At 69.8% G+C, this 17,104-nt stretch carries 16 protein-coding genes; 2 read left to right on the top strand and 14 right to left on the bottom strand.

Going from position 1 to position 17,104, the window contains the following annotated elements; translation table 11 throughout:
- Nucleotides 1-37: 37 nt before the first annotated feature.
- A complete protein-coding gene (locus OG828_RS36170) occupies nucleotides 38-613 on the bottom strand; it encodes a dienelactone hydrolase family protein (RefSeq protein ID WP_328503541.1) in 576 nt (191 codons plus the stop codon).
- Nucleotides 614-728: 115 nt separating this feature from the next.
- Between OG828_RS36170 and OG828_RS36165 the strand changes: the two genes are divergently transcribed.
- On the top strand, nucleotides 729-1,844 hold the full coding sequence (locus tag OG828_RS36165) for a mechanosensitive ion channel family protein (RefSeq protein ID WP_328503540.1): 1,116 nt from the start codon (nucleotides 729-731) through the stop codon (nucleotides 1,842-1,844).
- 3 nt (nucleotides 1,845-1,847) lie between these two features.
- Here the strand turns inward: OG828_RS36165 and OG828_RS36160 are convergent, their stop codons facing one another.
- The 5 genes from OG828_RS36160 to OG828_RS36140 form a co-directional block, all read right to left on the bottom strand.
- Complete coding sequence (locus OG828_RS36160) at nucleotides 1,848-2,588, bottom strand: SDR family NAD(P)-dependent oxidoreductase (RefSeq protein ID WP_328366300.1); 741 nt, start codon at nucleotides 2,586-2,588, stop codon at nucleotides 1,848-1,850.
- A gap of 92 nt (nucleotides 2,589-2,680) precedes the next feature.
- On the bottom strand, nucleotides 2,681-3,157 hold the full coding sequence (locus OG828_RS36155; protein WP_328441128.1) for a GNAT family N-acetyltransferase: 477 nt from the start codon (nucleotides 3,155-3,157) through the stop codon (nucleotides 2,681-2,683).
- Nucleotides 3,154-4,098, bottom strand: a complete 945-nt coding sequence (locus tag OG828_RS36150; protein WP_210576118.1) for an RluA family pseudouridine synthase — start codon at nucleotides 4,096-4,098, stop codon at nucleotides 3,154-3,156. The genes OG828_RS36155 and OG828_RS36150 overlap by 4 nt, the downstream gene beginning before the upstream one ends.
- Before the next feature lie 43 nt (nucleotides 4,099-4,141).
- Nucleotides 4,142-4,741 carry a signal peptidase II gene (gene lspA, locus OG828_RS36145; protein WP_328441127.1) on the bottom strand — a complete coding sequence of 200 codons (600 nt, stop codon included), beginning with the start codon at nucleotides 4,739-4,741 and terminating at the stop codon, nucleotides 4,142-4,144.
- A 100-nt stretch (nucleotides 4,742-4,841) separates the two neighbouring features.
- A complete protein-coding gene (locus OG828_RS36140; RefSeq protein WP_328503539.1) occupies nucleotides 4,842-5,942 on the bottom strand; it encodes a TraR/DksA family transcriptional regulator in 1,101 nt (366 codons plus the stop codon).
- Nucleotides 5,943-6,536: 594 nt separating this feature from the next.
- Between OG828_RS36140 and ileS the strand changes: the two genes are divergently transcribed.
- The gene (gene ileS, locus OG828_RS36135) at nucleotides 6,537-9,692 is read left to right on the top strand and encodes an isoleucine--tRNA ligase (RefSeq protein ID WP_328503538.1); all 3,156 of its coding nucleotides are present in this window, start codon (nucleotides 6,537-6,539) and stop codon (nucleotides 9,690-9,692) included.
- A gap of 240 nt (nucleotides 9,693-9,932) precedes the next feature.
- Here the strand turns inward: ileS and OG828_RS36130 are convergent, their stop codons facing one another.
- From OG828_RS36130 to murG, 8 genes are all read right to left on the bottom strand, one after another.
- Complete coding sequence (locus OG828_RS36130) at nucleotides 9,933-11,075, bottom strand: DivIVA domain-containing protein (protein ID WP_210576122.1); 1,143 nt, start codon at nucleotides 11,073-11,075, stop codon at nucleotides 9,933-9,935.
- Between the two features lie 56 nt (nucleotides 11,076-11,131).
- Complete coding sequence (locus tag OG828_RS36125) at nucleotides 11,132-11,416, bottom strand: YggT family protein (protein ID WP_058925847.1); 285 nt, start codon at nucleotides 11,414-11,416, stop codon at nucleotides 11,132-11,134.
- Nucleotides 11,417-11,477: 61 nt separating this feature from the next.
- Nucleotides 11,478-12,119 (bottom strand): cell division protein SepF, encoded by a 642-nt coding sequence (locus OG828_RS36120; RefSeq protein WP_210576123.1) that lies wholly within the window; start codon nucleotides 12,117-12,119, stop codon nucleotides 11,478-11,480.
- A 129-nt stretch (nucleotides 12,120-12,248) separates the two neighbouring features.
- Nucleotides 12,249-12,968, bottom strand: coding sequence for a YggS family pyridoxal phosphate-dependent enzyme (locus tag OG828_RS36115; protein WP_328366283.1), 720 nt, complete (start codon nucleotides 12,966-12,968; stop codon nucleotides 12,249-12,251).
- Between the two features lie 6 nt (nucleotides 12,969-12,974).
- On the bottom strand, nucleotides 12,975-13,703 hold the full coding sequence (gene pgeF, locus OG828_RS36110) for a peptidoglycan editing factor PgeF (protein WP_328503537.1): 729 nt from the start codon (nucleotides 13,701-13,703) through the stop codon (nucleotides 12,975-12,977).
- Nucleotides 13,700-14,893, bottom strand: a complete 1,194-nt coding sequence (gene ftsZ / locus OG828_RS36105) for a cell division protein FtsZ (protein WP_328366277.1) — start codon at nucleotides 14,891-14,893, stop codon at nucleotides 13,700-13,702. The genes pgeF and ftsZ overlap by 4 nt, the downstream gene beginning before the upstream one ends.
- A 287-nt stretch (nucleotides 14,894-15,180) precedes the next feature.
- Nucleotides 15,181-15,975 (bottom strand): cell division protein FtsQ/DivIB, encoded by a 795-nt coding sequence (locus OG828_RS36100; RefSeq protein WP_328503536.1) that lies wholly within the window; start codon nucleotides 15,973-15,975, stop codon nucleotides 15,181-15,183.
- Between the two features lie 25 nt (nucleotides 15,976-16,000).
- A complete protein-coding gene (murG, locus tag OG828_RS36095; protein WP_328366272.1) occupies nucleotides 16,001-17,098 on the bottom strand; it encodes an undecaprenyldiphospho-muramoylpentapeptide beta-N-acetylglucosaminyltransferase in 1,098 nt (365 codons plus the stop codon).
- Nucleotides 17,099-17,104: the final 6 nt, after the last annotated feature.

Genomic DNA, 17,104 nt, shown 5'->3' with positions numbered 1-17,104 from the left:
AACGATCGCCCCATCGCGGCACCCCCCAGCGGAGCGCTTACGCGTCCAAACCGTCGAGGAAGCCGAGCGCCACCCGCCAGGTGGCCTCGGCAGCCTCCTCGTCGTAGTCCGGCAGCCCGGGGTCGGTATAGAGATGCCCGGCTCCGGCGTACCGGTAGATCTCCACGTCCGCACCCGCTCTGCCCATCTGCAGATACCACGCGCTCAGCCAGTCGTCGGTCTCGAACGGGTCCGGCTCGGCGACATGCAGCTGCACCGGCAGACCGTCCACCGAGACGTTCGGCGCGAGGTCCGACGTGCCGTGCAGAAGCAGCAGCCCGCGCGCCTTCTCGTCGCCCAGCGCGAGGGTCTGCGCGATGGACGCACCGAGCGAGAACCCGGCGTACACCAACCCCCGCTCGGAATAGGGCGCCGCGGCCAGCACGGCACGCTTCAGCAGCTCGTCCTTGCCGATCCCGTCGTTGAAGGTCATGCCCTCCTCGACCGTCTCGAACGTCCGCCCCTCGAAGAGGTCCGGCGTCCACACCTCGTGTCCGGCGCCGCGCAGCCGGTCCGCCGCCGCGCGCGCCGCGGGCCTGAGGCCGAAGGTCGAGTGAAAGAGCACGATGTTCATGAGGCCATGGTGCCAGCCGGATACGACAACGTTCGCGACACCGGCCGCGGGGTACCCGTCGCGCACCGGGGGGCGGCATGTTCACGCCCCCGGGTCGGCGGTTACGGTTCGGAGGATGGAGAACATACTCCGCCCGCTGATCGTCATCGGCGGCTCGATCGTGCTGCCGCTGCTCATCGGCTGGGCCACCGACGTACTGCTGCGCAAGGCCGACGAACGGCACAGCGAGACCCCGCTGTGGGGCCTGCTGCGCCGCGCCCGGATTCCCTACCAGGTCGTGCTGTGCGCGGCGGTGCTCAGAGGGTCGTACGACGAGGCGAAGCTGCTGGAGGGGTACGAGGTCGGCATCGGCCGGGTGCTGACGCTGGTGCTGATCGGGGCCACCGCCTGGCTGATGGTCGGGATCGCCGCGGCCGTCGTCGAGGCGTCGTACAGCCACTATGCGCGCGCCCACCGCGACCCGGCCCGGGTCCGGCGGGTCCGTACCCAGGTGACGCTGATCATGCGCGTGGTGGCGGCGATCGTCGGCGTGGTGTCCGTCGCCGCGATGCTGCTGACGTTCCCGGCGATGCGCGCGGCCGGCGCCTCGCTGCTGGCGTCGGCGGGCATCCTCGGCATCGTCGCCGGTGTCGCCGCGCAGTCGACGCTGGGCAACATGTTCGCGGGGTTCCAGATCGCGTTCGGCGACATGGTGCGCATAGGCGACACGGTCGTCGTGGACGGCGAGTGGGGCACGGTCGAGGAGATCACCCTGACGTTCCTGACCGTACGGACCTGGGACGAGCGCCGGATCACCATGCCGGTGTCGTATTTCACCTCCAAGCCCTTCGAGAACTGGTCGCGCGGCGGCGCCCAGATGACCGGCATCGTCTACTGGCAGCTCGACCACTCGGCCCCGGTGGAGGCGATGCGTGAGCAGCTGCGCGACATCCTGCGCGAGTGCCCGGCGTGGGACGGCCGCCACTACGGCCTGGACGTCACGGACGCCACCACGAGCACCATGGAGGTACGGGCGCTGGTGACGGCCAAGGACGCGGACGACATATGGACGGTACGGGTCACCGTGCGCGAGCGGATGATCCGCTGGCTCGCCGCACACCACCCGTACGCGCTGCCCCGCGTCAACACGGCGGACGCGGTGGTGCCGCCCGGCCACGTCGACGGCCGGGCGTTCCGCGACGGCTCCGGCCCCCGCCGCGTCCATGACACGCCGCGCTCCGGAGACCGCTGACCGTCAGTGCCCGCGCTCGGCGCCGCCGTTGACCTGGATCACCTGGGAGGTGATGTGCCCGGCCGCGTGGGAGGCGAGGAAGTGCAGGGTCGCGGCGATGTCGCCGGGCGTCCCGGCCCGCCCGGTCGAGGTCTCCCCGATGAGCCGTTCCCGCCGTGCCGCGTCCATCGTGTCCCCGAAGAACCCGGTGTCCTCGACATACCCCGGCGCGACCACGTTCACGGTGATCGCCCGCGGCCCCAACTGCCGGGCCAGCTCATGGGCGTACGGATGCAGCGCGGCCTTGGCGGCGCCGTACGCCCCGCTTCCCGACCCCCGGAACGCGGCGATGGAGCTGAGGAACAGCACCCGCCCACCGGGCTCGGCGAGCCGCTCCTTCAGCGCCTCGGTGAGCAGCACGGCGGTCAGCGTATTGAGCCGGAAGTTGACGGTCCAGTTGTGGGCGACGGCATCGAGGGGGTCGTCGCTCTCCGCCGGCGTCTCCAGCATCCCGCTTCCCCCGGCACTGTGGATCAGCACGTCCACCGTCCCCAACTCCCGCGCCACGAAGTCCGCGACGCCGCGCACCTCACGCGGATCGCTGAGATCCGCGGCACAGGTCAGCGCACCGGGCACCCCGGCGTCCGCCAGCGCCTCGGCCCGCCGCCCGAGGAGCAGCACCTGGTCCCCATCACCGGCGAAGAGCCGCGCCGCCGCGAGCCCGATCCCCGTACCGCCACCACTGATCACCACATTGCGAGCCATGATCAAACCCTACGACCGTCGGCCGCCGACGGTGGGAGATCCCTCGAACCACGCACATCCAGCTGCCGCGGCGTGCCATGCGCGCCTGCGTGCTACACAGTCCGCCGCATCGCCCGATGCGGCATCCCCGCGTCCAAGAACTCCGGCCCGTACGCCGCGTACCCCAGCCGTTCGTAGAACCCCATCGCGTGGGTCTGCGCATGCAGATCCACGGCCCGCAGCCCACGCGCGCGTGCCGCCTCCTCGATGGCCCGCACCAGCGCCGCCCCGACGCCCAGCCCGCGTGCCGACTTCGTCACCGCGAGCCTGCCGAGCGAGCCGACCGACGGGTCACCGCCGTTCTTCGCGGCGGCCTCCTCGCCGCACAGCAGCCGCCCGGCCCCGAGCGGCATCCCGTCCTCCCGGACGGCCAGCACATGCACGGCTACGGCGTCATGGGCGTCGTACTCGAGATCCTCGGGCACGCCCTGCTCGACGACGAAGACCTCCTTGCGCACCCCGAAGCACGCCTCGCGGTCGCCGGGACCCGCGGCGACGCGGACCACGTACGACACAGGCGCGGAGCTCACGCGTACGTCTCCTCGCGGACCTGGTCCAGCGCCTTCTGCAGGTCGGCAGGGTAGTCGCAGGCGAACTCCACCCACTGGCCGTCGCCGGGATGCTCGAAGCCGAGCCGTACGGCGTGCAGCCACTGGCGGGTCAGGTGGAGCCGCTTGGCGAGGGTCGGGTCGGCGCCATAGGTCAGGTCACCGACGCAGGGGTGCCGGTGGGCGGCCATGTGGACGCGGATCTGGTGGGTGCGGCCGGTCTCCAGCTTCACATCGAGCAGGGAGGCCGCTCGGAACGCCTCGATGAGGTCGTAGTGCGTCACGGACGGCTTGCCGTCGGCGGTGACCGCCCACTTGTAGTCGTGGTTGGGGTGGCGGCCGATGGGCGCGTCGATGGTGCCGCTGGTCGGGTCGGGGTGGCCCTGCACGAGCGCGTGGTAGCGCTTGTCGACCGTGCGCTCCTTGAACTGCCGCTTCAGCGAGGTGTACGCGCGCTCCGACTTGGCGACCGCCATCAGTCCCGACGTACCGACGTCGAGGCGGTGCACGATGCCCTGGCGCTCGGCGGCGCCGGACGTCGAGATGCGGTACCCGGCGGCGGCAAGCCCGCCGATGACCGTCGGTCCGGACCACCCGGGGCTGGGATGCGCGGCCACGCCGACCGGCTTGATGATCACGACCACGTCCTCGTCGTCGTGAATGATCTCCATGCCCTCGACCGGCTCGGCGACCACCTGCACCGGCGCCGGCGCCTGCGGCATCTCGACCTCGAGCCAGGCGCCGCCGTGCACCCGCTCGGACTTCCCGACCACCGAGCCGTCGACCGTGACCTTCCCCGCCGCTGCCAGCTCGGCGGCCTTGGTACGGGAGAAGCCGAACATGCGGGAGATGGCGGCGTCGACGCGCTCGCCCTCCAGGCCGTCGGGCACGGGCAGGGTACGGATCTCGGGAAGCGTGCTCACTCGTCGAGTATGCAGGACGGCACTGACACCCCCGACCGCGCGCTCAGTCCTTGTGGACGGTGCCGTCCGGGTCGAGCCCCCGGAACGACAGCAGCACGATCAGGATGCCGCCGCACACGATCGCCGAGTCGGCCAGGTTGAACACCGCGAAGTGCTTGGGCGCGATGAAGTCGACGACCGCCCCCTCGAAGACGCCCGGCGAGCGGAAGATCCGGTCGGTGAGGTTGCCGAGCGCACCGCCGAGCAGCAGGCCGAGCGCGATCGCCCAGGGCAGGCTGTACAGCTTGCGGGCGAGGCGGGCGATCACGACGATCACGGCCGCGGCGATCATCGTGAAGATGACGGTGAAGGCCTCGCCGAAGCCGAAGGCCGCGCCCGCGTTGCGGATCGCCTCGAACTTCAGCCAGTCCCCGATGATCTCGATCGGCTCGTGGTGTTCCAGCTTGGCGACCACGATCATCTTGCTGATCAGGTCCAGGGCGTACGCGAACGCGGCCACGGCGAACAGGACAGCGATCCGGCGCTTGCCCCTGGGCCGCTCACCGGTGCTCCCCTGCCCGTCCCCACCGGACGACTGCTCCGGCTCCGCTCCAGCTCCCTCAGGGGAATCCGGCGTACCGATGATGCGCTCCGCCTCTGCCACGTGAGTCCCTCGACCTAGGTACCTGACTGAGCACGAGGGTACGGCACGCCTCCTGGCACCCGCGTGCTGAGGAGGCGTACGAGGAACCGGCCGGCGTCGGTCAGTAGCGGCGCTCCTGCTTCTGCTTGCACTCGACGCACAGGGTGGCCCGTGGGAAGGCCTGCATACGGGCCTTGCCGATGGGGTTCCCGCAGTTCTCGCACAGGCCGTACGTGCCCGCGTCGAGCCGCACCAGGGCTCGCTCCGTCTGGATCAGCATCTCGCGCGCGTTGGCGGCGAGGGCCAATTCGTGCTCGCGCGTGATGTTCTTGGTGCCGGTGTCCGCCTGGTCGTCGCCCGCGCCGTCTCCGGAGTCCCGCATCAGACCCGCGAGCGCCTCCTCGGACGACGTGATCTCGGTGCGCAGCCGCGTCTCCTCGGACAGCAGCTCGGCACGCGCCTCCTCGACCTCCTCCGGGGTCCAGGGGTCCTCACCGGGGCGCACCGCGAGTTCGCCCGGCTCCACCGCCGCGGCGACCCGTGCCTTGGGAACGGCGGTCTTCGCCGCAGTGGCCGTGCCAGGAGTCTTCTTCGCAACCACCGTCGTGGCTCCCGTCTGCTTCGCGGCCTCGGCCGCGCCCGCCTTCTTGGCCGTGCTCTTCTTCGTGGCCGCACTCTTCTTGGAGGTGCCCTTCGCAGGCGTGCCCTTGGGGGCACCGCCCTGCTCACCGGCACTCTTCGGAGCGGCCGTCTTCTTCGCGGCCGCCTTCTTCGTACCGGCCTTCATGGCCTCCTCCTTCGCGGCCGCCTTCTTCGATACGGCCTTCTTGGCCCCCGCCTTCTTGGCGGTGACCTTCTCTGCTGCTGCCTTCTTGGCGGTCGCCGTCTTGGCGGTCGCCTTCTTCGAAGGAACCGAGGGGGCCGCCTTCGACGTCGCCGTTGCCTTCTTGGCGGGGGTCTTCTTGGTGGCGGTCTTCTTGGTGGCGGCCTTCTTCGCAACCCCCTTGGATGCCCCCGCCTCCTTCTCCGTGGCCCCCTTCCCCCGGGCCGCAGTCCCCCGCACCGTCTTCACCGGCTTGGCCGGCTCCGCCGCCTTCGCGGCTTTTCCCGCGGACCCCCCTTGCGCGCTCTTCTTGCCGCTCACGTCCTTGGCCGCGCCGCCGGAGCCACGGGTGGATCTGCCGGACGCCGACTGCTGTACGGCGGTCTTCTTCGCCACCATGGCCGCGGCCCCTTCACATATTGTGATCTTGCTCGCGAATCGTGCTGGGACGATAAATCGACTTGAGTCCCGCGGCAACGGGGCACGCCGCCCGATTCGCCCGCCCCGCAGCGCCGGGCGGGAAGCCTGCATCCGTTGTGCCCAGCTCTCCGCCAGGTAATCCGCCTGGCCCGTCATCCCGGGATCCGAGCGCGCGTACCTGGCCAATCGGGTCATCCCGGAACCCGCCGCCGCTGTGCCCCCAGGCCACCGGAAAACCGGTCGGCCACTGTCCGCGCGGCGCCGTACACTGGGCGGAGCGAAAAGCGTGGATGGGGACGAGTAGCGGCGTACGCAGCCCAGAGCGACCCGGGGACGGTGGAAGCCCGGGGGCGAGCGCGACGCGAAGATCACCCCGGAGCCGCCGGAAGAAACCCCGCAAGGGGCGGTAGACCCGGCATCGCGACCCCAATGAGGGGGCTCACCGACGCACCTGGTGCGGCGGGGAGCCAAGGAGGGTGGTACCGCGGGAGCGCGCCGAAGGCGGCGCAAGGAAAGACGTAGCTCTCGTCCCTCCGGTCGGAAGGCAGAAAGTCCGCCGGAGGAAGCTCGCTGATGACAACGCCGACGTACCGCCAGGTGCCCGCCCAGGTCGACCTGCCCGCGCTGGAGCACGCCGTGCTCGACTTCTGGCGCGAGCAGAAGATCTTCGCCAAGACCCTGGAGCAGTCCGAGGGCCGCCCCGAGTGGGTGTTCTACGAGGGCCCGCCCACCGCGAACGGCATGCCGGGCGCCCACCACATCGAGGCACGCGTCTTCAAGGACGTCTTCCCCCGTTTCCGCACCATGCGCGGCTACCACGTGGCCCGCAAGGCGGGCTGGGACTGCCACGGCCTGCCGGTGGAGCTGGCGGTCGAGAAGGAGCTCGGCTTCTCCGGCAAGCAGGACATCGAGGCGTACGGCATCGCCGAGTTCAACGCGAAGTGCCGCGAGTCGGTGACCCGCCACACGGACGCCTTCGAAGCCCTCACGACCCGCATGGGCTACTGGACCGACCTCAACGACCCCTACCGCACCATGGACCCCGAGTACATCGAGTCCGTCTGGTGGTCGCTGAAGGAGATCTTCAACAAGGGCCTGCTGGTCCAGGACCACCGCGTCGCCCCCTGGTGCCCCCGCTGCGGCACCGGCCTGTCCGACCACGAGCTGGCACAGGGCTACGAAACGGTCGTCGACCCGTCCGTGTTCGTCCGTTTCCCCCTCACCTCCGGCCCGCTCGCCGGCCAGGCCGCGCTCCTCGTCTGGACGACGACCCCCTGGACCCTGGTCTCCAACACGGCCGTCGCCGCCCACCCCGACGTCACCTACGTCGTCGCGACGAAGGGCCCAGAAGGCGCCGAGAAGCTCGTCGTCGCCGAACCCCTGCTCGCCAAGGCCCTCGGCGAGGGCTGGGAGACCACCGGCCAGACCTTCACCGGCGCCGAGATGGAACGCTGGACGTACCAGCGCCCCTTCGAGCTGGTCGAGTTCCCGGAGACCGAAGGCGGCACTCACTACGTGGTGAACGCCGAGTACGTCACGACCGAGGACGGTACGGGTCTGGTCCACCAGTCCCCCGCCTTCGGCGAGGACGACCTCAAGGTCTGCCGCGCGTACGGCCTGCCCGTCGTGAACCCGGTCCGCCCCGACGGCACCTTCGAGGAGGACGTCCCCCTCGTCGGCGGCGTCTTCTTCAAGAAGGCGGACGAAAAGCTCACAGAGGACCTCCAGCAGCGCGGCCTGCTCTTCAAGCACATCCCGTACGAGCACAGCTACCCGCACTGCTGGCGCTGCCACACCGCGCTCCTCTACTACGCGCAGCCGTCCTGGTACATCCGCACCACGGCCATCAAGGACCGCCTCCTCCAGGAGAACGAGGACACCAACTGGTTCCCGGAGACGGTCAAGCACGGCCGGTACGGCGACTGGCTGAACAACAACATCGACTGGGCCCTGTCCCGCAACCGCTACTGGGGCACCCCGCTGCCGATCTGGCGCTGCGCGGACGACCACCTCACGGTCGTCGGCTCCCGCGCGGAGCTGACCGAGCTGACCGGCACCGACCAGTCGGCTCTCGACCCGCACCGCCCGTTCATCGACGACGTCACCTTCGACTGCCCGCAGTGCGCCCAGACCGCCACGCGCGTGCCGGAGGTCATCGACGCCTGGTACGACTCGGGTTCGATGCCGTTCGCGCAGTGGGGCTACCCGTACAAGAACAAGGACCTCTTCGAGGCCCGCTACCCGGCGCAGTTCATCTGCGAGGCCATCGACCAGACCCGCGGCTGGTTCTACACGCTGATGGCGGTCGGCACGCTGGTCTTCGACAAGTCGTCGTACGAGAACGTCGTCTGCCTCGGCCACATCCTCGCCGAGGACGGCCGCAAGATGTCCAAGCACCTGGGCAACACCCTGGACCCGATCCCGCTGATGGACCGGCACGGCGCCGACGCGGTCCGCTGGTTCATGGCGGCCGGCGGCTCCCCGTGGGCGGCACGCCGCGTGGGCCACGGCACGATCCAGGAGGTCGTCCGCAAGACCCTCCTCACGTACTGGAACACGGTCGCCTTCCAGGCCCTGTACGCCCGCACCTCCAACTGGGCCCCGAGCGAGGCCGACCCGGCCCCCGCCGGCCGCCCGCTCCTGGACCGCTGGCTGCTGTCCGAACTGCACGCCCTCACCGACCAGGTGACCCAGTCCCTGGAGGCCTACGACACCCAGCGCGCCGGCAAGCTGCTCTCGGCGTTCGTCGACGACCTGTCCAACTGGTACGTACGCCGCTCCCGTCGCCGCTTCTGGCAGGGCGACAAGGCCGCGCTGCGCACGCTGCACGAGGTCGTCGAGACCGTCACGAAGCTCATGGCCCCGCTGACCCCGTTCATCGCCGAGCGGGTCTGGCAGGACCTCATCGTGCCGGTCACGCCCGGCGCCTCGGAGTCGGTGCACCTGGCGTCCTGGCCGGAGGCGGACCTCTCGGCGATCGACCCGGAGCTGTCGAAGCAGATGGTCCTGGTCCGCCGGCTGGTGGAGCTGGGCCGTGCCACGCGCGCGGAGTCGGGCGTCAAGACGCGCCAGCCGCTCAGGCGCGCGCTGGTGGCCGCGACGGGCTTCGACTCCCTCAACCCCGAGCTGCACACCCAGATCACGGAGGAGCTGAACGTCGAATCGCTGGCGTCGCTGTCCGAGGTGGGCGGCTCGCTGGTCGACACGACCGCGAAGGCCAACTTCCGCGCCCTGGGCAAGCGGTTCGGCAAGCGCGTCCAGGACGTGGCCAAGGCCGTCGCCGCCGCGGACGCGGCAGCGCTGTCGCTGGCCCTACGTGAGGGCACGGCGTCGGTGGAGGTCGACGGCGAGACGATCACCCTCGCCCCCAACGAGGTGATCATCACGGAAACCCCGCGCGAGGGCTGGTCCGTGGCCTCCGACTCCGGCGCGACCGTCGCCCTCGACCTGGAGATCACGGAGGAACTCCGCCAGGCGGGCCTCGCCCGTGACGCGATCCGCCTGATCCAGGAGGCCCGCAAGAACAGCGGCCTCGACGTGGCCGACCGCATCGCGCTCCGCTGGACGGCGACAGATCCCGCAGTGATCGCTGCCCTGTCGGAACACACGGAGCTGATCGCCGACGAGGTCCTCTCCACGGACTTCGCCCAGGGAGAGGCAGACGACACCTACGGCTCGCCTTTCACAGACGAGCCCCTCACCCTGACGTTCCGCCTCCGCAAGGCATAGCCACACGCGAGCCCGCAGGCCTGCGGCCAACCTGCCGCCGCCTGCGGGCAGTCGTGCCGCTGGGGCGGCACGGGTGGGCGCAGGCGGCACCCCGCCGGCGCCGGGCTGCGCGACCCACCCCCGCCCAGCCCCCACGCCGCGCAACCACCAGACCCGGCCCACCAAAAGGGCGGGGCCCCGGATCAAAAACCCGGGGCCCCGCCCTGAACGCTGCCGACGTCTACGCCGTACTACGAACCGTCAGTTGTCGTCCTCGTCAATGAGGAACCCCCGCATCGGCGAGGGAGCCTGCCCCATCGGACCAGGACCCTGCGGCCGTACCGGCGCCATCGGCTGGGTCATCGCCGGCGACATCTGCTGCTGGCCGCCGTAGGACGGACCGGCCGGAGCCGGGCCACCGCCCATGCCCTGGTTGCCGCCGTACGACGGCGCGCTCGCACCGGCCGGAGCCATGGAAGGCGCCGGGGACGGCGGGAGGGACGCCGTGGCCGGAGTGCGCGGCGGAGCCAGCGAGTCGTCGGACTGGGTCTCCAGCTGACGCAGCTGCGACTCCAGGTACGACTTCAGCCGCGTGCGGTACTCGCGCTCGAAGCCGCGCAGGTCCTCGACCTTGCGCTCCAGCGTGGCGCGCGCGGACTCCAGGGAGCCCATCGCGACACGGTGCTTCTCCTGCGCGTCCCGCTCCAGCGCGTCGGCCTTGGCACGGGCGTCACGCTCGAGACCCTCGGCACGCGAACGCGCCTCGCCGACGATCTTGTTGGCTTCGGAACGGGCCTCGGCGATCGCCTGGTCGGCGGTCTGCTGGGCCAGCGAGAGGACACGGGCGGCGCTGTCGCCACCGGGGCCCTGACCGGGGCCGCCCATCGGACCGCCCATGGGGCCGCCCATCGGGCCACCCATCTGCTGCTGCATGGGGGGCTGGCCACCCATGTGGCCCTGACCCATCGGACCCTGGCCCATCGGACCGGGACCCTGCGGGCCACCCTGACCCTGACCGCCGGGACCGGCGGGCAGCTGCGGTGCACCGCTCGGCAGCTGGGGCGGGCCACCCATGGGGCCACCCATCTGCTGCTGCGGCGGGCCCGATATGCCGGCGGGCACGGGGGAACCCGGCCCGCGCATGCCCTGCTGCGGCATGCCGCCCTGCTGCTGGTCCTGCGGACCGGGACCCTCCGGCGGCTTGCGCATGTTCTGCTGGTTCTGGGCAGCAGCGCGCGTGGCGGCGGCCAGCTTGGCGCGGAGGTCCTCGTTCTCGCGGAGCAGGCGGGTCAGTTCGGCTTCGACCTCGTCGAGGAAGGCATCGACCTCGTCCTCGTCATAGCCTTCTCGGAGGCGGACGGTCGTGAACTGCTTGTTCCGCACGTCCTCGGGGGTCAACGGCATCTCTTCACCTCAACGTAGTCGTCGGCATTCGGCAAGACGGTAGGTCACATCGCTCATCACAGCCGACTCACGATCGAAATCAGGATGTAGACGATGATCATCAGTACGAAGAAGGACAGGTCGAGCGCCACGCCCCCGAGACGCAGCGGCGGAATGAACCGCCGCAGAAGCTTGAGCGGTGGATCAGTGACAGTGTAGGTGGCCTCCAGAACGACCACCATCGCCTTGCCGGGCTGCCATGAGCGGGCGAACTGGAAGACATAATCCATGACCAACCGGAAGATCAGCACGATGAGGAAGCACATCAGCGCGATGTAAATGACTTGCAGGACCACGCTCATGACCCTTGCTTCCCTCTCCCCTGATCCATGCTGTTCGTTACTGCTGTTCCGGTGGTGCGTCTCAGCTCTGGTTGAAGAACCCGCCCTCTGCGATGCGGGCCTTGTCCTCCGCCGTGACATCGACGTTAGCAGGCGACAACAGAAACACCTTCTGCGTCACCCGCTCGATGCTGCCGTGAAGACCAAACACCAAACCGGCCGCAAAGTCGACAAGTCGCTTGGCGTCTGTGTCATCCATCTCAGTCAGATTCATGATCACCGGGGTGCCCTCACGGAAGTGTTCCCCGATAGTACGGGCCTCGTTGTAGGTCCGCGGGTGAAGTGTGGTGATCCGGTACGGCTCTCGTTCCGACACGACCTTGGGCATGATCACCGGTGCGTTCTTCTCCAGGTTTTGACGTTCTTGTGTGATGGATGCCACGGGCGCGATGCGCGCCGGACGCCCGGATTCCGCGGGCAGGGCGGCTGCGTGAGGCACCGGATCGCGCGGTGCCGGAGGCTGCACCACGCGTACCGATTCATCCCTTTGGGACTGATGTGAGCCGTGGGACTGGTGCGACGGTTCGTGTCGCCGGTGGTCCCGTTCGGGCTCCGGGTCGAGTTCGGGTTCGAAGTCGTCGTCGGGGTCGAAACCGCGGCCGTCGTACCCATCGTCCTCCACGAGGCCGAGGTAGACCGCCATCTTGCGCATCGCGCCGGCCATTGCTCTGAGTCCTCCGCTCTGTGGTGGATCGGCTGACGACTGCCAAGTGCCAGGGATCCACGAGGTCGTTACGCCCGCTGTACAGCGGTAATGACCATATTTTCTGCTGTGGTCCGACTCTTGGCGACGTTACCCGAGCCCGAGGCGGACTCCGAGTACCGCAGTGCCGACGCGCACATGTGTCGCTCCGGCCGCCACGGCTTGCTCGAGGTCCGCGCTCATTCCTGCCGAGACCATGTTCGCAGCCGGATGTGCCCTGCGCAGGTCAGTCGACAAATCCATCATGCGCTCGAACGCCGCCAGTTCGCGTCCCGCGTACTCCCCGGCGAGCGGCGCGACGGTCATCAGCCCGTCGAGCCGGAGCCCCGGAGACCGAGCCACCAGATCGGCCAACTCGGCGATTGAGCCCGGTGCCACGCCTCCCCGCTCCCCTCTGCCGCTCGCACCCGCGTCGAGCGCGACCTGGATCAGACAGCCCACCTCGCGCTCGGCCCGCACGGCCTCCTTCGAGAGGGCCGTCACCAGCCGGGAACGATCGACGGACTGCACATGATCCGCGTAACCGACCACGGATCGCACCTTGTTGGTCTGGAGCTGACCCACGAAGTGCCACGTAAGGGGCAGATCCGAACATTCGGCGGCCTTGGGTGCCGCGTCCTGGTCGCGGTTCTCGGCGACATGGCGCACACCGAGTTCCGACAGGATGCGCACATCGCTCGCCGGGTACGTCTTGGTGACCACGATCAGAGTCACCTCCTCGCGCTTGCGCCCGGCGGCCACGCACGCGGCGGCGATGCGCTCCTCCACCTTCGCCAGGTTTACGGCGAGTTCGCCCTTACGGTCCGTCATGCCCCATCAGTCCAGCCAGACATAGCCCGCGAGCCGACCGGTGGTGCGGTCGCGGCGGTACGAGAAGTGATCGTCCGACTCCAGCGTGCACACCGGCGACTGCTCCCGGTCGCGCACCCCGAGCCGTTCGAGTTGCGCGTGCACACCGGCGCTCACATCGACGGCGGGTGTGCCCCAACTCGTCTCCGCGTACGCCGTCGGCTCCACGGCGGCCACCTCGGCTCGCATCGTCTCCGGCACTTCATAGCACCGTCCGCAGACGGTGGGTCCGGTGCGGGCGACGATCCGGGACGGCTCGGCGCCCAGGTCCATCATCGCGCGTAGCGCGGTGGGCACCACCCCGGCGACCATGCCGGGACGTCCCGCGTGAGCGGCGGCGACGACCCCGGCGACCGGGTCGGCGAGGAGCACGGGCGTGCAGTCGGCGGTGAGGACGGCGAGGGCGAGTCCGCGCCGCACGGTCACGATCGCATCGACCTGCGCGGCGGGCCGGTCGCCCCAGGGCCCGTCCACCACCGCGACGTCGTTGCCGTGCACCTGGTTCATCCAGACCACGTCGGCCGGGTCGATGCCCAGCGACTTGGCGGCAAGTTCGCGATTGGTCCGTACGGCGTCGGGGTCGTCGCCGACCGCGCCGCCGAGGTTGAGCTCCTCATACGGAGCGGCGCTCACCCCGCCCCACCGGTCGGTGAAGCCGAAGTGCGCGCCGCTCACGCTCTCGCGCTGTCCTATCACTTCAGGAAGTCCGGCACGTCCAGCTCCTCGGCCGCGCTGTCCGAGTAGGACCGGGACGGCGGGACCGGCGGGGCGACCGGGATGTCGTTGACCGGCTCGGGCGCGGGCGGCTCCGGCTCCTCCTTCGGCTTGACGCTGCCGAGCGAGCCGAAGGACGGACGGCTCTCGGTCTGCCGTACCGGAGTCGGCTCTTCGCGCTTGGGCGCGGAGGTGCCCAGGATGTTGTCCCGCTTGGACGGCGGCTGGCCCCCGTCGAAGCCGGCCGCGATCACGGTGACCCGGACCTCGTCGCCGAGGGCGTCGTCGATCACCGCGCCGAAGATGATGTTGGCCTCGGGGTGGGCGGCCTCGCTGACCAGCTGGGCGGCCTCGTTGATCTCGAACAGGCCGAGGTCGGAGCCGCCGGAGATGGAGAGCAGGACGCCGCGGGCGCCGTCGATGGATGCCTCCAGCAGCGGCGAGGAGATCGCCATCTCGGCGGCGGCCACCGCGCGGTCGTCGCCGCGGGCGGAGCCGATGCCCATCAGGGCCGAACCGGCCTCGGACATGACCGACTTGACGTCGGCGAAGTCGAGGTTGATCAGGCCGGGCGTGGTGATGAGGTCGGTGATGCCCTGGACACCGGAGAGCAGGACCTGGTCGGCCGACTTGAAGGCGTCGAGCACCGAGACCTGGCGGTCCGAGATGGACAGCAGCCGGTCGTTCGGGATGACGATGAGGGTGTCGACCTCTTCGCGGAGTTCGGCGATGCCGTCCTCGGCCTGATTGGCGCGGCGCCGTCCCTCGAAGGTGAACGGGCGCGTGACCACGCCGATGGTGAGGGCGCCGAGGGTCCGGGCGATGTTGGCCACGACGGGCGCGCCGCCGGTGCCGGTGCCGCCGCCTTCACCGGCCGTCACGAAGACCATGTCGGCCCCCTTGAGGACCTCCTCGATCTCCTCACGGTGATCCTCGGCCGCCTTGCGGCCCACGGCCGGGTTGGCTCCGGCCCCGAGTCCGCGGGTGAGTTCGCGGCCGACATCGAGCTTGACGTCGGCGTCGCTCATCAACAGCGCCTGCGCGTCGGTGTTGATGGCGATGAACTCGACGCCCTTGAGACCGACCTCGATCATCCGGTTGATGGCATTGACACCACCGCCGCCGACACCGATGACTTTGATGACTGCGAGGTAGTTCTGCGGTGCTGCCACGTCGAAGGCCTCTCGCCTCGAGTTACGTGCCGCCGGCCCGCCGAAGCACTGCTGCCTCGCGATCCGGACGACTGATGCCGAATGGGACGGTCCGAACGCCGACCCGAACCCTAACGTTGAAGTTTAGGGTTACCAGTGTGTCTGTTCGCTGGAATCTTCTGAACAGGACACTAAGTCGACAAGTGGCGCACGTTCAACGAACACGCCGAACCTCCCGTTTTTCTTTTCACCCTATGTGATCAGGCGTTGCACTGCCCAACCAGGGTGCTGGCCTGCGCGGATGTGCGTCAACTCCCCGATGACGCCGGGGCGGTGGGAACGCTGACATCGAAGTGCCGCGCATCCGGCGATGCTTTCATGAGAGCGGTGAGCGTACGCGCCTTCGCGGCGCCGTTCTCCGCACTCCCCCACGCGACGGTGCGGCCGTCGTTCAACTCCAGTGAGATGTCGTCGTACGAACTCACCTTGACGGTCCGGGTGTCACGGGCGACGGCGGCCGGAATGGCACCCGCCGCGCGTACGGCCTCGCGCACCAGTCGGCCCTCGCCGAAGCGCCGCAGGCTCGCGGCGCTGGAGCCGCTGCGGGACAGCGTCAATTCGAGTGCGGGGATACCTTTCGGGGCGTCAGAAACCGTGGCGAATCGGACGCCTTCATCGTCCACTTCGATGAACTTTCCGCCCTTTTCGACAATCAGAACCGGAACGCGCTCAATCACTTTCAGCCCGATTCGATGGGGCCACGAGCGGACCACGTCAACCGAGTCAATTCGGGGCAATTTTCGGCTCAATCGTGCCTCAATCGCACCGGTGTCGACGGTAATCAGCGGCGCCCCGACCGGCACGTCGGCGGCCTCGAGCACCTGTTGCGGCATCAGAACCCGTGTTCCGTCGACCGATACGCGCTCCACCCGCAGCCACTTCGAACCGTAGAGCACCCAGACCGAGCCGGCCCCGATGAGCACCAGCACCACGGCCAGGATGATGATCGTACGAAGCCTCGGTCGCCGCGGACGGCGAACCGGAGGCGGGCCGGCCGACTCCTGCTGGCTTTCACCGCGTTCGGCGGTCGTCGGTCCGGCCACGCTTCCTGCCCTCCGTCATCAGCTCCTAGTGGTGTGCACGACGCGCGGCGATCGCCTCGTACACCATGCCGACGAGCAGTTCGTCGGCGTCCCGGCGGCCGAACTCGCCGGCGGCGCGGGACATCTCGTACAGCCGGTGCGGATCGGCGAGCACGGGCAGGACATTCTGCTGCACCCACTGGGGGGTGAGTTCCGCGTCGTCGACCAGCAGTCCGCCGCCGGCCTTGACCACCGGCTGGGCGTTCAGCCGCTGTTCGCCGTTGCCGATGGGCAGCGGGACGTAAGCGGCTGGGAGCCCGACGGCGGAGAGTTCGGCGACGGTCATCGCGCCCGCGCGGCAGAGCATCATGTCGGCCGCGGCGTACGCGAGGTCCATCCGGTCCACGTACGGTACCGGGATGTACGGGGGCATTCCCGGCATCTGCTGCACCTGCGGCAGTTCGTTCTTCGGACCGACCGCGTGCAGGATCTGGATCCCGGCCTGCTGGAGGTAGGGCGCGACCTGCTGGACCACCTCGTTGAGGCGGCGGGCGCCCTGGGAGCCGCCGGAGACCAGCAGCGTGGGCAGGTTGGGGTCGAGGCCGAACACGTGCCGGGCCTCGGGGCGGGCGGCGGCCCGGTCGAGGGTGGCGATGGAGCGGCGCAGCGGGATGCCGATGTAGCGGGCGTCACGCAGCTTGCTGTCCGGGGTGGAGACGGCGACCTTGGCGGCGTACCGCGAGCCGATCTTGTTGGCGAGGCCGGGGCGGGCGTTGGCCTCGTGGATGATGATCGGCACCCCGAGGCGCTTGGCCGCGAGATAGCCGGGCAGGGCGACATAGCCGCCGAAGCCGACGACCGCGTCCGCCTTGGTGCGCTCCAGGATCTGCTCGGCCGCCTTGATCGTGCCGCGCAGCCGGCCCGGGACGGTGATCAGCTCGGGGGTGGGCTTGCGTGGCAGCGGTACGGCGGGGATCAGCGCGAGTTCGTACCCGCGCTCGGGTACGAGTCGGGTCTCCAGGCCGCGCTCCGTGCCCAAAGCTGTGATTCCCACGGTCGGGTCCTGCCTGCGCAGGGCGTCCGCGAGGGCGAGCGCGGGCTCGATGTGGCCGGCGGTCCCCCCACCGGCGAGTACGACATGCACCGAAAT

The organism is Streptomyces sp. NBC_00457 (assembly GCF_036014015.1).
In the GTDB taxonomy this organism is placed as follows: Bacteria; Actinomycetota; Actinomycetes; order Streptomycetales; family Streptomycetaceae; genus Streptomyces.
This window is presented reverse-complemented; position numbering and strand designations above follow the sequence as displayed.